This is a genomic window from Acinetobacter sp. YH12137, from assembly GCF_013418535.1.
Taxonomy (GTDB): Bacteria; Pseudomonadota; Gammaproteobacteria; order Pseudomonadales; family Moraxellaceae; genus Acinetobacter.
On record NZ_VPBW01000005.1, the window covers coordinates 91,176 to 106,817 of the forward strand.

Consider the following 15,642-nt stretch of genomic DNA (forward strand, 5'->3'; position numbering starts at 1 on the left):
AAAAGAATATTTTAAAGGTTCAGTATGAATACGCGCCATTTTAGTCAACTTCCAAAACCTTATTTAGCCTATCCAAAAGTGATTCAAGGCTTGATTTTTAAAAAGCCGAAAGCTGAAAAAGTTCTACCGCAAGTTGAATATGTGGTGGATTCATTCAAGGTCGATCAGAAACATTTAAAAGCCTATAATGAAGTATGTGGCTTTAAAAATAATGGTTATATTCCAGCTATTTATTTGACCGTATTGTCTCAAAGTCTACAAATGCACATGATGACCTCGGAAGCATTTCCGTTCCCGATTTTAGGACTGGTACATATCCGTAATCAGGTCAAGCAATACCGTAAAGTCGGTGTAAATGAGACTTTAACCCTGTCATGCAAATTTGGTGAATTACAGCCCCATGACAAAGGCGTTCAGTTTGATTTTATTACCACAGTCAAAGTGGGCAATGAAGTTGTCGTTGAGGCATTAACTACATATCTTTCACGTCAAAAGACTGATGTTAAAGCGGCTGTTAAACCGGCAGAAAGTAAAGCGCCAGACTATAAGCTAAATACTGAATGGAAAATTTCAGAAAATACCGGCCGCCGTTATGCCATGACTTCAGGTGATTTTAATCTGATTCATATTCATGCTGTTACAGCGAAGGCTTTTGGTTTTAAACAGGCGATTGCACATGGTATGTGGAGCAAAGCCAAAGCGCTGGCTAATCTGTTATTGCCGGATGCGTATGAAGCCGATGTCTGGTTCAAGCTACCGATGTACTTGCCTTCTAAAGTTGAGTTTCTAACGGCTCAAGCAGCGAATGATACAGATTTCCTGATCCGGAATAGCAAAAACCAGAAGCCGCATGTGACCGGCCATGTAAAAGCGATTTAAATCTAAATCAAAAGCCTAAACTCGATTTAGGCTTTTTCATTTTAAGGGATCAAAATTCTATGGATAGAATGATGCAGCCAATCAAAGATTATCTGTTTGCTGATCAGCATAATTATCAGGGCGATGTTGATACACGTTTTCGCGACCTTGCTCGTCAGTTTAGCCGCTTACAGGATGCACGTACTAATCAGGGTGGTGCAGCACTTGTCGTATATTTTCAGGGACAAAAAGTTGTCGATATTTATACCGGAAAGAAGTCTGCCACAGAAAACTGGCAGCCCGATACCATGTCACTATGCTATTCCACTGGCAAAGGTGTACTGGCGACATTGGCACACATTCTGGTCAGTAAAGGTTATCTGGACTATGACAGATCAGTTGCAGAATACTGGCCTGAATTTGCCCAGAAAGGTAAACGGTCGATTACTTTGGCACATATGCTGAGCCATCAAAGTGGTTTGTTTGATATCCGTAATATCATTGATGATGCCACTGAAATGGCTGACTGGTCACACATGCTGGAGCGGATCGCGGCAGCTGAACCACGTTTTCAGACCACGACTGATGCCGCTTATCAACCTTTGACTTTTGGCTGGCAGGTGGGTGGAGTACTGGAAAAGGCAACCGGTAAATCATTAGGCCAATTAATGCAGGAATATTTAGTTCAGCCTCTGCAATTAAATGGTGCCTATTTTAGTGTGCCGCTGGATGAACTGCCTCGAGTTGCGCGACCGATCTTTAAAGCAAAATCTGCATCTCAATCTTCTAAAGGCAAAAGAGTAGTTACACGCAAACCCGGTTTAATGGAGCGTGCTCTGGTCTGGAGTGGTCAGAGTCCACAAGATTTTCAGGATGGCATGATTCCTAAAGGCATGAAGAATTTTAGCTTCTTTAGTGATGAGGGATTACAGGCGATTATTCCTTCAGCTAATGGCGTCTTTACTGCAGACAGTCTGGCAAAAATCTATGCGATGTTGGCCAATCACGGTGCTTGGCAAGGCCAGCAGTTGATTTCACCTCCAGTATTCCAGCGACTAAGCCAGGTGCAATATACCCGTCGTGATCGGGTGATGCCTGTACCCATGCACTGGCGTCTGGGTTATCACCGTATATTGACCTTGGGTAAAGCCTCTACAGGTTTTGGTCATATGGGTTTTAACGGTTCTGGTGCCTGGTGTGATCCGGAACGCGAATTAAGTTTTGCCTATACCCATAACTTCCCAACAGGTTCATTAACTGGAGATTACCGTCTTTGGGGGCTGACGCAGGAAACTTTACGCTGTGCTGATGCGGTATTGACAGGAAGAAAAGGCTGGCGCTAACTGAATATCCTTGATTTGGGAGTTTAGTCAGCCATTTAAAATATGCTATTTTGTGGCAAATTCCAGCGCTGCGAAATGAAACCATGAAAAAAGTAATACTGATTCCCTTAGTGGCAACCGGTGCTTTATTCGGTTGTCAGGATCAAACCCAGTCAGCTAAAAATACTGTTGTTGAAGCCAAGGCACAGATTCCAGCATGGGCGGGAGAGTATCAGGGTACAACTCCTTGCATGGGCTGCTTGTCCCGTTGTGATGATTGTCCGGGCATGGCTGTCATGCTAACTCTGCACGAAGATCAAACTTATACTTTAGAACGTGAAAGCCTGAGTGGTCATAATGAGGTGGAAACCTTTAGTGGCCCGATTCGTTTCCAAGATGATTCTCATCAGAAAATTGAGCTGGTGAATGTAGCGACTCGTAATTTACTGTATGTTGATTTGGAAGAGCATGTGCTGGAAATCCGTGAAGACAAAAGCGGTAAACGCTACCAGATGCAGAGTGATTTTATTTTAGGGCGATTCGCTTAAACAGATTCAACCCAATCCTTTATCTTTGATCAGAAATTTTTATTTCTAAGATTGTATTAATCCGCTCAAATAGAGCGAAAATCAATAGATATTTTATTTTCCAAATATACTAAAAATATCCTGATATTTCAGTCAGGCATAAAAATGGAGCAAACAGCTTCGAGATAGTTGATTTAAATCAGATTGATAGGTCTATCTCTCCAGATCATAACTGATTAATTCATTCACTATTTTATAAAAAAACAGTATGCTTAGACCTGTAAAAAGGAGCATACATGTATCAAGTACTTGCGCGAAAATACCGTCCCCGCAATTTCAACGAATTGGTCGGTCAAAACCATGTTTCACGTGCCTTAACCAGCGCACTGGAGCGTGGCCGTTTGCACCATGCCTATTTGTTTACGGGAACGCGTGGTGTTGGTAAAACCACGATTGCACGTATTTTGGCGAAGTGCTTGAACTGTGAAACCGGTATTACTTCGACTCCTTGTGAGGTATGTCCGACCTGTACCGCCGTCAATGAAGGCCGTTTTATTGACCTGATTGAGATCGATGCGGCATCACGTACCAAAGTTGAAGATACCCGTGAGCTGCTGGACAATGTCCCTTATGCGCCAACTCAGGGTCGTTTCAAGGTCTATCTGATCGATGAAGTACATATGCTGTCCACGCATTCTTTCAATGCTCTATTAAAGACACTGGAAGAACCACCGGAGCATGTCAAATTTCTGTTTGCAACCACAGATCCGCAAAAGCTGCCGATTACTGTTATTTCTCGCTGCCTGCAATTTACTTTGCGTCCATTGGCTGTTGATGAAATTACTGAACATCTGGGTAATATTCTCACCAAAGAAAGCATTCAGGCTGATCAGGATGCGATCTGGCAGATTGCCGAATCAGCACAGGGTTCGCTTCGTGATGCTTTGTCTTTAACGGATCAGGCGATTGCTTATGGTCAGGGTGCCATTCAACATCAGGATGTCAAAGACATGCTGGGCTTGATCGACCGAACCATCATTTACGATCTGATTCTGGCGATTCATCAGAATCAGAAAGCACGTGTTAGCGAATTATTATTGCAATTCCGTCAGCAGGCGCTGGATGTATCACTGGTATTAGATCAGCTGATTTCTACCCTGCATGAACTGGCTTTATTACAATATCTGCCGGATTTAAGCCTGAAATACAGTGCCGAGATCAATCAAAAGATCATGCAGTTATCGGCTTTGATTTCAGCACAAGATTTGCAACTGTATTATCAGATTGCCTGTAAAGGCCGGGCTGACCTACAGCTTGCGGTTACGCAGGAGCAAGGCTTTGAGATGACGGTGCTGCGTTTGCTAGCCTTCCGTCCGCTACAGCCCAATGAAATTCCAGCCAATACAGCTCAGATACCACAAGCTGTACCTGCTGCATCAGTTCCACAGCAACATCAGATAACGCAGCAGGAAAGTGCGCCGGTTGCTCAAGCTGCTGGAGAAGATTTTTCATTAGATGCTGGCTATGAAGACGATCAGGATAATCATCCAGTCACTGCACAGTCTGAACCATCTTCGAATGATTTTCTGGATGAAGACGAGCCAGAAACCAATTCTGAGCCTCAAGTCATACAAGCTGAATCAACTAGAGTAGAACAATCTGAGTCTGATCAGATTGTATTTGATCCAAACCTGGAAGATGGCCTGTTTGGTTTTGACGATGTTCCTGCAGAACCTGTTCCATCCAGCCCTGAAGCCAGCAGTGATGATTTTCTCTTAGAAGAATTCATTCCTGAAAATGATATTGCTGCACCAGTAGAACAAGAATCCGAGTTTAGTCTGGATGCTTTAGCTCCTGAATCAGAACAAGTGATTCATAAAGCAGATGAAAGCCAGCCAGAAATTTCTACTCAGACTGAGGTTGCATCTACTCAGATCGAAAATACAAATATTTCTACAGACCGTAATCTGATGCCTCAGGATATTCTGCAAATTCCGGTACAGGATATGCAGGGTGAATGGACGGTAGAAAAATGGGAATTCTGGTTCCGTAACAGTCAGTTATCTCCGGCAGTTCAGGAATTGGCTCAGTATGGCATCATGACTGGTCAGATTAATGCAGCATCGGTCTTTCATATTCCAGAGCGTTATCAGCCGCTTTTGTCGCAGCTACAACATCATCTGGAAGCAGCTTTGCGGGAACAATGGCCACAGACCATTTTCCAGGTGAAGTTTGAAGATGTAGAGCAGTTAACGCCATATACCATGCAGCAAGAACGTAAAGTACGCGCTTTTAAACGCGCAGAAGAGCTGCTGCATGCTGAACCGGCTGTACGTGACTTGCTGGAACAGTTTGATGGTGAATTGCACAATATTCAGCTGAAATAAAATAATTTTAGGCTGAGACAAAACGCGCTAAAGCATCCCGCATTTCAGCTGGAATCGGGGTGCTTTTTCGTGTGTAGCGATCGACAAACACATGCACAAAACTGCCTTGAGCGGCTGCCGTATCAGAATTCATTTTAAAGATTGCCAGATCATAGCTGAGAGAACTATTCCCCATTTTTTCTATGGCGACACCTACCTCAATAATTTCCGGATAAGACAGTTCCTGATTGAACTGGCATTGCGAGCTGACCACCAGTCCAATCATTGGAGAATATTTGGGATCAAATGCGGCTTCCTGAATCAAAAGGGCATTCGCGGCCGTATCAAAATAGCTGTAATAAGTGACATTATTGACATGGCCATACAGGTCATTGTCCGCCCAACGAGTCTGTATCGGCAGAAAAAATGAATAATGTTCGCGTTGTTTAAGAGCTGCTTTCATATTTTTAAATAACTTGTAGTGGCTAGATCTGCTGAGTCGAAAATAATCCTAAATCTAATAGATCGCCTGATAAATGTTGTAAGCATCTTCCAGAGTAAGTTCACGTGGATTGTTCTGTAACAGGCGGCTCTGTTTCATGGCATCTTCGGCCATGATCATTAGCATATGTTCAGGAATTCCTAACTGTTTAAGTTTCAGGGTTAAGCCACTTTTCACCAGATGATTATTAAAATGATCGATAAACAGGTCAGTCAGGCCATCATGGCAGCCTTTGCTTTGTGGATCTAACCAGCACATCAGTTCGGCATAGAGGGCTTTGGCATCCGGCGTATTAAATTTCATCACCTCAGTTAATACCAGTGCATTACTATGTCCATGCGAAATATGGAAATGTCCACCTAATGGATAAGCCAAAGCATGCACTGCACCTACTGGTGCATTGGCAAAAGCTTGACCTGCTAGCATCGAGCCGACCAGCATGTTTTGACGTGCGTCCAGATCCTGACCATCATCTAGCACACGTTGAAGATTGGCATTTAACAGTTTTAAGGCATGCTTGGCCAGCATATCGGAATAGGGATTTTTTTTGATTTTAGAAGTATAAGCTTCAATGGCATGGACCATGGCATCAATGCCGGTCGCAGCAGTAATTAAGGGCGGCAGATTTTGGGTAAAGGTTGCATCCAGAATGGCAGTATCTGCAAACAGGATCGGTGCCACAATTCCGGTTTTGGTAGTTTCACCTGTAGTGACAATTGAAATCGGAGTAACTTCAGATCCTGTACCTGCAGTGGTAGGAACCAAAATCAAGGGCAAACGGGGGCCAGTAGCCTGATTTACGCCATACAGATCAGACAAAGATTGGTGCTGTGCCGGATGACTCAAGATTGCGATCAGCTTGGCGACATCCATAGAGCTGCCACCACCAAAGCCAATCACGATATCGACATTTTCCTGTTTGGCAAAATCTGCTGCTTCAAGCACTACATGCTCAGGTGGGTCGGCCTGTACATCGGAATAAATTGCATAATCTAGTCCCGCATCTTCAATAATTTCCAGAATAGGCAGGTGTAATTGATGCTGTAGCATGCCTGGATCAGTGACCAGTAAAACACGCTGATAACGGCCCTGTTTGAGAATAGAGGATAATTCCTGAATCGTGCCGAGGCCGGCGATGATGTTGGGAACGGTTTGAAACTGAAATCGATTCATGTCTTTATCCTTTAATTTTTATCGCAAATACAAAATTATTATGGGGCGGTGATATAGGATTCATCAGGTAAATAACTTAACATAAGTATCTTGAAAATGATTAACTCTGAGGTTGTTTATGTCATCCAGAACGCCATATAAGGTGTTATGTGTTTGTTTGGGAAATATTTGTCGTTCTCCCACGGCAGAAGTGGTACTCAGACATTATTGTGATGAACAGAAACTCGATATTGTGGTCGACTCAGCAGGAACCAGTAATTACCATCCGGGGAAAGCACCTGATTTGCGTAGCCAGCAACATGCCTTAAAACGGGGTTATGATCTTTCTGGCCTGCGTGCGCGTCAACTCAAAACCCATGATTTTATTGATTATGATCTGATTCTAGCGATGGATCTGGAAAATCTGGCAGATATTCAGGCGCTCCAGCATCAGGCAGAGGCAGAATTCGGACGCCTGCGTGCCCAGGTTGCTTTAATGAGTGAACATGATCAGCACTATCCAAAACAGGCTTTGCCAGATCCATATTATGGCGGGGCAGATGGTTTTGAGCGTGTCCTGAACCAATGTGAGTCCAGCAGTCGGGCCTGGGTAGAAATTTTTAAACAACATCAAACAGAAAAGGTTTAAGTCATGCAGATTCAGACTCAGGTTCAACTTAAACCTTTTAATACGCTAAATCTCGAAGTGATTGCCGCTTACTACAGCCGGATCCAATCAACTGATGATCTGATTGCTGCACTGGAGTTTGCTGAGCAGCAACAACTGAATGTGCTGATTCTTTCTGGCGGTAGCAATATGTTATTGCCGGAACAGATTGATGCTCTCGTCCTGCATATGGATATCCAGGGCATTGAAATGCTAGAAGGAAATGAGCAGCATCAATGTCTGCGGGTAGGTGGGGGCCAAGTTTGGCATGACTTCGTACTCTGGACGACAGAACAGAAACTCTATGGTCTACAGAATCTGGCCCTGATTCCCGGACTGGTCGGCGCATCTCCAGTGCAGAATATTGGGGCATATGGTGTCGAAGTCGGCGAATTTATTCATGCGGTAGAGGTCTATGACCGTAAGCTGAAAAAATTTGATTCCATTCCTGCTTCAGACTGTCATTTTTCCTATCGTCATAGTATTTTTAAAGATGATCCAACACGTTATGTGATTACACACGTTACTTTTAAATTACTAAAACAGGCAAATCTGAAACTGAATTATGGTGATCTTAAAGCAGCGGTGGGTGATAATCTCACAGCAGAAAACTTGCAGCAGCAGGTGATCCGGATTCGTCAGAGCAAACTGCCTGATCCTAAAGAATTTCCAAACGTGGGAAGTTTCTTTAAAAATCCTATCGTAAATCAACAGGTTTTTGACCGAATTGCTGTGCATTTTTCTAATTTGCCCCATTATCCACAGGCCAATGATCAGGTTAAAATGGCGGCAGGCTGGCTGATTGATCAGGCAGGCTGGAAGGGGAAACAGCTTGGGCCAGTTGGCATGTTCCATAAACAGGCACTGGTTCTGGTGAACTATGGTCATGCTTCTCTGACGGATGTCCGTCAAGCCTATGGCGCAGTACAGCAGGCTGTCTGGGACAAATTCAAGATTATGCTCGAACCTGAACCGGTATTATTTGATTGTAAAGGCTTAATTCGATCTCATCAGGATAAATAACGTATATGAAAAACACCCATTGGATGGTCCGTTTAGTACAAATCGTCGCAGGACTGTTTGTATTTTTCGGCTGTCTGGTGATGTTGATCTATTCGCCATTTTATTCGCAGCTTGTGGTTAAGGGACTCAATCGATTTGTGTCCTTTGAAATTAACGAAGTTGCAGCACAAAGCCAGAAAATGGCTTCCTTGAGTGAAGATGATACGCTCGAACCAGGTTCTGATCAGTGGATTGCCCGTCAGGCTTATTTGCGTGTGATGGAGCAGGATATCCAGCAAAATCATTCTGCCAATCTGATGCTGATTCAGGCACGTTACAAGGTACTGCAACAGATGATTGAAGAACATCAGCGTGAACAGCAGGAAGAAAAAGCAGAACAGAACCAGCCTGCACAAGTGCCTTTATTGTCCCAGCAAGAACCTGTGGAAGCCGTTGACCCGACTCAGAAGGTCCGCGAACTGCTGGAATGGGACAGTAATGAAAACAAGGAACGGATTGAACAATATGTTGAATTCTTAACGACTCATCCTCTGGAAGATGAAGAAGCGAGTGCCGTACAGGTCACAGCGAAAGAGGAAATCAAGGAAGATCTGGCTTTACTGCAGGAACAGCAGCAACAGAAACCGGTCAATCAGTCTAAACCTTATGCCATTGTGGTCTTAGGTGGTGGTCTAACCTTGCATGAAAATGGCAAGGATATTGTGGTCAATGACTATACCCGTTTACGTCTGGAAACCACACTCGCAGTTGAAAAACAGTATCAGTTACCGATCGTATTAAGTGGTGTGGAAGCGCCGTATATGCAGCGCTGGTTACAAAATTACAATGTCGATGCCAAATTGCTTGAAGACCGCAGCATGAATACCTGTGAAAATACCCGTTTCAGCTCGTTATTATTGCAAAAAAAAGGTGGGGCACCGACTGTGATTCTGATTACTGACCGTTATCATATGCCGCGTACCCGTCGTCTGTTTGCACTGAATGGTATTCAAACCATTCCAGTGGAAGCACCGATGCCGAAGTCCTTGACCCGTTGGCGTCCAAGTCGACAAAATTATGATCATAGTCGCCGTGCCAATTATGAAATGCTGGCCACTATCCGCGATATGTGGTTTGGCTCCAGTGACTGTCGGGAGGTGCCTTAATGTCTGATATTCCGTTTTTAAATCCGACCATCCTGAAGCAGCTGGATTTACCTGTGCCAAGCAGGGAAACAACGCCACATCTTTTGCAGCCCTTAAACTTGAACAGGGATGACCAGCCGACTATTGATCTGCTGTCTTATCGCAGACTGTATGGTTTTGATTTACTGGATTGCAAGCATTGGCAGGGCTATGTACAGATGCCGCTGTTTAAATTGCATGTGCAGGTATTTACGCCAAATCTGGAAAATACCCGTTTTGACAAGATTCAGGGAACGGCCTTTCTGTTACATGGATATCTGGAACATAGCGGAATTTATCAGCCGATTGTACGTGAGTTGCTGGAACAGGGCTTTAGCGTCCTGACCTATGACCTGCCGGGGCATGGTCTCAGCGATGGTTCATCTGCCAGTATCCAGAATTTTGATCATTACCAGCAGGTTTTGCATGCGGTATATCGTTATGTGAAGCATGCCGAGCAATTACCTAAACCTTGGGTTGGCATTGGACAAAGTACCGGTGGTGCGATCTGGATGCATCATTTGCTCGAATTTGCAGAACGACGCGAAAATCCGTTTGTAGATCGCGTGCTGTTATTGTCACCGTTGATTCGTCCGGCTAAAACTGCCTGGTGGCATAATCCGCTCGGACTTGGCATTATCAGCCGGATCAAGCGTGAAGTACCGCGTCATTTCCGCCGTAATAACCATAATCCTGAATTTCTGCGTTTTATCCGCCTTAAAGATCCTTTGCAACCCCGCATGATGGGCATGGACTGGATTCTGGCGATGTCACGCTGGATGCTGGAAATGGAAGCACGTCCAGCTTGCCGAATCCCTGTCTGGTTAGCTCAAGGTGCTCAGGATCAGACAGTGGACTGGCGTTATAATATTGAATTTATCCGTCGCAAGTTCCGCCTGCAAACTTTGTTAATGCTGGAAGAAGGTTCACATCAACTGATTAATGAGCGCGCGGATATCCGTGCAGCATTAACAGGTTTAATTCCAGCCTTTTTACATGCGCATGGCAGTAAGACCTATTATTAAATTATCTTACTCCCAATTAAAAAGGCGTTTCAGTAAACGCCTTTTTCTTGTCTAATTTGACTAAGTTTTGATTCTTATAAGCTCAAAAACTTTCCAATTTGGCCATATTCCACATACGGAAATAGAAATTTTCCTCATCTTTATTTTCGCAATGTAATAATTCACCTTCTTTAAGCCAGAAATGAATCTGGGCAAAGTTCTTGATTTCATGATTGCTGATTCGCTGTGCCAGATGATGCGGTTTAATAGCAGAAGGATGTTTTAAACCTGCTGAAGCGATTAGCTCAGACAGGGCATGCATTGTATTTTTATGGAAATAAAACACTCGCTCGGCCTTAGTCGGGACATGCAGGGCTTTTTGACGCTCTTTATCTTGAGTAGTGACTCCCACAGGGCATTGATTGGTATGACAACTTTGAGCCTGGATACATCCGACTGCAAACATGAATCCGCGCGCTGAATTAACCCAGTCAGCCCCAAGTGCCATGGTACTAGCAATATCAAAGGCACTGATAATTTTCCCGCTTGCACCAATTTTAATCTTGTCTCTCAATCCTGCACCGACCAAGGTATTGTGCACAAACAAAAGACCTTCTCTTAAAGGAGTACCCATATAGTCAATCAATTCAATTGGTGCAGCACCGGTACCGCCCTCAGATCCATCTACCACAATAAAATCAGGATAAATTTTGGTATGTAGCATGGCTTTCACCATACTCATAAATTGCCAAGGTTGACCCAGACAAAGCTTGAATCCGACTGGCTTACCTTCAGAAAGCTCACGTAGTTGTTGAATGAAATTCATCATTTCAATCGGGGTTTTAAACGCCGGATGTCCAGAAGGTGAGACACAGTCATGTTCACGGCTAATCCCGCGAATCTGAGCAATTTCTTCTGAAATCTTGGCTTTAGGTAAAATCCCCCCATGTCCAGGCTTGGCACCTTGTGAAAGCTTGATTTCAATCATCTTTACCTGAGGAAGTTTGGCTTTTTCTGCAAATTTTACCGGATCAAACTGACCTTCTAAGGTCCGACAACCAAAATAGCCGCTACCAATTTCCCAGACAATGTCACCGCCATGTTCCAGATGATAAGGGCTGATACTACCTTCACCGGTATCATGAAAGAATTTGCCTTTTTGCGCACCAAGATTCAAAGCCCGAACCGCATTGGCACTTAAACTCCCGAAACTCATAGCCGAGATATTCAAAATAGAAGCAGAATAAGGCTGGGTACATTGCTCATTGCCGATCAGAATACGAAAGGTTTCTGGATCAGCAGGTCGGCAAGGGGTGAGGGAATGGCTAATAAACTTATAGTTTTCTTCATAGACATTCATGATTGAGCCGAAGGGCTTATCTGAATTTTCATTTTTGGCCCGTTGATACACCAGACTACGCTGCATACGTGAAAATGGCAAAGCATCCCGATCTGCTTCGATAAAATACTGACGAATTTCGGGGCGGAATTCTTCAAAGATAAAACGGAAGTGGCCCATAATCGGATAATTTTTTAAGATTGAATGTCTGTTCTGCAAGACGTCATATAGGCCTAGCAGGCTCAGCAGAATACTAACGATCCATAGTGTATTCACTAAGGTTGCCGGCATAAAATAATAAATATAGCGCGGCTCATAACCGATATGAAAAATCGTAAAAATAACGGCGATGGTGATGCAGGCAAACCAGACCGAATGCCGTGAAAAGAAAGTATTAAGTAATTTGTGTCGTACTAATTGCGCAGGGTTAGCCATTATGAAATTAAATCCCTATTTCCACTACGATAGCGTTTAATAATGTGCAGAGCTCCCTGGCTTATACAAGCATAGAATTGTTTTTTAATTTTATAAACTTGCTGAAAATGGGGCGTAGGCCGCTATACCTGACTTCTAGATAGATAATAAATTTTCCAAATAATCTTCTATGGAAAAATTGTGCAAAAGGCATGCATTCTTTTTATTTCAAAAACAGGCTTAAGCGTTTTATAGTGATTTTACCCCCACAGTAGGAGTGTAAATTATGACAAAAAAATCGATCCGTTTTAATAATGCAGAGCTGGCTTGCTCATGCTGCCGTACTCTTTAATTTCTAATGTGACACATCCGGTCTGTTTTCTGGGGCAAGAGGAAAGCAGACTGGCTCAGTAGCAGACCACCAGAGCAATAATAAAAATAAAATGATAAATTGATCAGGTCCCCAAAATGGGGACTTTTTTATTCTTTGGAAGAGACTGAATCAGTTTCATTCACTTGGTAAACAGCATCTGCCACTATTTTTGGTTCGATATTTTTGATTTTATTGCCAAAACTTCGTAACCACCAAACCAGTTGTGAGGTAAAAGGCACAGTTGCGCTAATCAGGGCTATGCCATTTTCAATTTTTTCAATTTTTTGATCTTTGCTGAGCTGACTTTCTTCAAAATAGTGCGCATCAGATTCAGGCATGCTCAGTTGAAGCAATACATTTTCCGTTGGCTGGTTAAAATCGACCCGGAATCCTAAAGCGCCAGATTCAATATATTCATCAATATCAAAATTTACCGGGTGTAGGGCACGAGAATTCAGCACCTCTGCTGATTTAAAACGGTGCAGGGCAAAGGTCTGAATATCCGATTTATCATGACGGGTACAGACCAGATAGATAATTGAACCTTTTTGCACTAATGCCAGCGGATTTAAAATATAGGTTTTCTCTTCGCCATTATGACCACGACCCTGATAAACACATTCCAGCTGTTTGTCCTGTAACAGGCCTTCGTAAATCGCCTGTTGGGCCGTTTTATCAACGACAGGCGGAATAAGCGGTTGGGTAGCTGGCACGATTCTGACCCGGTTAATCCATTGTCGTACGTTATTTTGTGAAGACAGGCTGCGTCGAGCCAGATCAAACCAGGGATTCATTTCTTCAATCAGACTAGGTGGCAGTAGGTGTTTGAGATGTTCTTCCACCATCATAAAAGTCACCGCCTGTGAACTGGTCATATGCGGCAAGCTTTGAATAGGGGCATCTGAACGCCAGCGCCAGCCTTGTGGTGTGGTTTTACTGCTCTCAATCGGAAAACGCTGGGCAATCTGATTCAGGTCACGCTGAATGGTGCGTAAACTGATCTCGATCCCTTCGCGATTCAGGATTTCCTGGAGTTCACGGGTTCCCATCCATTTGCCGGTAGAAAGACGCGACAAGATTTGCCATTGGCGGTAAAGGCTATTGGAGGTTTCTTTTTCTTGTGCTGACATAATGTATTTTTACTGGCAATCAGTGGAAACAAATTAAATATGAGCTTACCACAATAAGAAATCTGAATTTTTTTCGCAAGTTATTCTGCGCAACAATTGACCTACAATCCGTAAACATCTTGGCGAAAAATGATATTGAGTGAATAGGCACTTTACTGGGTTAATACAGACTTCGAAACGGATGTCATGGCATGGATATTGCTTTGATTTTATTATAATAGATTACAATGAAGAGGTTTGTATGCTAAAAGAAAGCCAGGATACAAATACTATTACAACAGTAGAAAATCATACTGCAGCAGATTTAAGCAAAAATTTTACAGATACTACAGCACTTAATATTTCAATCAAGCACAGTCCGCATTTTTTATACCAAGAGATTTCTTCGAAATTTTTCAATGAAATGCGTGATCATCAGGTAATACACAGTCAGGCAGGTCAACGAATTGAAGAATGGCTGTCACAGCATACACTAGATGAACTGAATCAGCTAAATGAAGTAGCAAAAGAACATTTTCTTTATGACGGTATTACGTTTACCGTGTATGGAGATGAGCAAGGCACTGAGCGGACTATTCCTTTTGATGTAATCCCACGGGTGATTGCCCGTAAACAGTGGAATATGGTGGCACTCGGTTCAGCACAGCGTGTTCAAGCCTTAAACCTGTTTCTGCATGATATTTATCATCAGCAGGATATTCTTAAAGCCAATATTGTCCCTGAGCTTCAGGTGCTCACCCATGAAGCGTATCAGCCACATATGTACCAGCATCATTTGAAAGGCAGTATCTATAGCCAGATTAGCGGGATTGATATTATCCGAGATTCCAAAGGTGAATTTTATGTACTGGAAGATAACCTGAGAACGCCATCTGGGGTGTCTTATATGCTGGAATGCCGCAAGATCAGCCAGAAGTTAATGCCAAAAGTGTTTGAGCAATCCAATATTGCCGGTATTGAACAATATCCAAAACTCTTAAAAGAAATTCTGGCGGAAAATGCTTATACCGATAATCCATTCATTGTAGTTTTGACCCCGGGTCGTTTCAATAGTGCATACTATGAACACGCTTGCCTTGCAAGGGAGATGAATGTGCCTTTAGTGACATCACGTGATCTTTTTGTTGAGAACTCGAAGGTTTATGTAAAAACAATACGTGGGCGTCAACAGGTTGATGTTATTTATAGAAGAGTCGACGACGCCTATCTTGATCCACTGTGCTTTAAACCAGACAGTACTTTGGGTGTTCCGGGCTTAATGTCCGCATATTTACAGCACAATGTTGTAATCGCAAATGCCCCGGGTACAGGTGTGGCAGATGATAAATCGATTTATCCTTATGTCGATAAAATGATTCATTTTTATTTGGGTGAAAAACCGATTTTAAATAATGTTCCAACCTACCAATGCCGTAATCCGGAAGATCTGGACTATGTGTTGACAAATTTGGATCAGCTGGTCGTCAAGGAAGCACAAGGTTCTGGCGGTTACGGCATGCTGATTGGGCCACAAGCCTCTCAACAGCATATTGATATTTTCAGAGATAAAATTTTAGCTGCGCCGCATTTATATATTGCGCAGCCAACTTTGAATTTGTCGGTCAGTCCGACTTTAAGCAATTTTGGTATTGCTGAACGACATATTGATCTGCGTCCTTTTGTCTTGAGCTCACCTTACCGCACTGAAATTGTGCCAGGTGGTCTGACCCGGGTAGCCATGCAGGCAGGCTCACTGGTGGTCAACTCATCGCAAGGTGGCGGGATCAAAGATACTTGGGTAGTCGACAACTTACATTCATAAC

At 43.3% G+C, this 15,642-nt stretch carries 13 protein-coding genes; 9 read left to right on the top strand and 4 right to left on the bottom strand.

Annotated features, from left to right (window positions below; translation table 11 throughout):
* Nucleotides 1–24: 24 nt before the first annotated feature.
* The 4 genes from FTU72_RS04495 (at nucleotide 25) to dnaX (ending at nucleotide 5,094) form a co-directional block, all read left to right on the top strand.
* Nucleotides 25–879, top strand: coding sequence for a MaoC/PaaZ C-terminal domain-containing protein (locus tag FTU72_RS04495; RefSeq protein ID WP_179992457.1), 855 nt, complete (start codon nucleotides 25–27; stop codon nucleotides 877–879).
* A 59-nt stretch (nucleotides 880–938) separates the two neighbouring features.
* On the top strand, nucleotides 939–2,201 hold the full coding sequence (locus FTU72_RS04500) for a serine hydrolase (protein WP_179992458.1): 1,263 nt from the start codon (nucleotides 939–941) through the stop codon (nucleotides 2,199–2,201).
* Between the two features lie 83 nt (nucleotides 2,202–2,284).
* On the top strand, nucleotides 2,285–2,728 hold the full coding sequence (locus tag FTU72_RS04505; protein WP_180012052.1) for a copper resistance protein NlpE N-terminal domain-containing protein: 444 nt from the start codon (nucleotides 2,285–2,287) through the stop codon (nucleotides 2,726–2,728).
* Between the two features lie 275 nt (nucleotides 2,729–3,003).
* Nucleotides 3,004–5,094 (top strand): DNA polymerase III subunit gamma/tau, encoded by a 2,091-nt coding sequence (gene dnaX / locus FTU72_RS04510; protein ID WP_179992460.1) that lies wholly within the window; start codon nucleotides 3,004–3,006, stop codon nucleotides 5,092–5,094.
* A gap of 7 nt (nucleotides 5,095–5,101) precedes the next feature.
* Here dnaX and FTU72_RS04515 read toward each other — a convergent pair whose 3' ends face one another.
* Nucleotides 5,102–5,536 carry a thioesterase family protein gene (locus FTU72_RS04515; RefSeq protein WP_104425981.1) on the bottom strand — a complete coding sequence of 145 codons (435 nt, stop codon included), beginning with the start codon at nucleotides 5,534–5,536 and terminating at the stop codon, nucleotides 5,102–5,104.
* Between the two features lie 54 nt (nucleotides 5,537–5,590).
* The gene (locus tag FTU72_RS04520; RefSeq protein WP_125278997.1) at nucleotides 5,591–6,748 is read right to left on the bottom strand and encodes an iron-containing alcohol dehydrogenase; all 1,158 of its coding nucleotides are present in this window, start codon (nucleotides 6,746–6,748) and stop codon (nucleotides 5,591–5,593) included.
* A 118-nt stretch (nucleotides 6,749–6,866) separates the two neighbouring features.
* Between FTU72_RS04520 and FTU72_RS04525 the strand changes: the two genes are divergently transcribed.
* From FTU72_RS04525 to FTU72_RS04540, 4 genes are read left to right on the top strand one after another with little or no spacing between them, the layout of a single operon-like run.
* Nucleotides 6,867–7,376, top strand: coding sequence for a low molecular weight protein-tyrosine-phosphatase (locus FTU72_RS04525; protein ID WP_004783908.1), 510 nt, complete (start codon nucleotides 6,867–6,869; stop codon nucleotides 7,374–7,376).
* Between the two features lie 3 nt (nucleotides 7,377–7,379).
* Nucleotides 7,380–8,417 (top strand): UDP-N-acetylmuramate dehydrogenase, encoded by a 1,038-nt coding sequence (gene murB, locus FTU72_RS04530; RefSeq protein WP_166134992.1) that lies wholly within the window; start codon nucleotides 7,380–7,382, stop codon nucleotides 8,415–8,417.
* Between the two features lie 5 nt (nucleotides 8,418–8,422).
* Nucleotides 8,423–9,562 carry a YdcF family protein gene (locus FTU72_RS04535; protein WP_166134989.1) on the top strand — a complete coding sequence of 380 codons (1,140 nt, stop codon included), beginning with the start codon at nucleotides 8,423–8,425 and terminating at the stop codon, nucleotides 9,560–9,562.
* On the top strand, nucleotides 9,562–10,605 hold the full coding sequence (locus FTU72_RS04540; RefSeq protein ID WP_180012056.1) for an alpha/beta hydrolase: 1,044 nt from the start codon (nucleotides 9,562–9,564) through the stop codon (nucleotides 10,603–10,605). The genes FTU72_RS04535 and FTU72_RS04540 overlap by 1 nt, the downstream gene beginning before the upstream one ends.
* Nucleotides 10,606–10,687: 82 nt before the next feature.
* Here the strand turns inward: FTU72_RS04540 and FTU72_RS04545 are convergent, their stop codons facing one another.
* Nucleotides 10,688–12,358: an FMN-binding glutamate synthase family protein gene (locus FTU72_RS04545; protein WP_004783900.1), complete on the bottom strand. Its 1,671-nt coding sequence runs from the start codon at nucleotides 12,356–12,358 to the stop codon at nucleotides 10,688–10,690.
* A 459-nt stretch (nucleotides 12,359–12,817) separates the two neighbouring features.
* Nucleotides 12,818–13,840 carry a YafY family protein gene (locus FTU72_RS04550; protein WP_166134987.1) on the bottom strand — a complete coding sequence of 341 codons (1,023 nt, stop codon included), beginning with the start codon at nucleotides 13,838–13,840 and terminating at the stop codon, nucleotides 12,818–12,820.
* A gap of 241 nt (nucleotides 13,841–14,081) precedes the next feature.
* Here FTU72_RS04550 and FTU72_RS04555 point away from each other — a divergent pair, with 241 nt between their 5' ends.
* A complete protein-coding gene (locus FTU72_RS04555; protein WP_179992461.1) occupies nucleotides 14,082–15,641 on the top strand; it encodes a circularly permuted type 2 ATP-grasp protein in 1,560 nt (519 codons plus the stop codon).
* Nucleotide 15,642 lies beyond the last annotated feature (1 nt).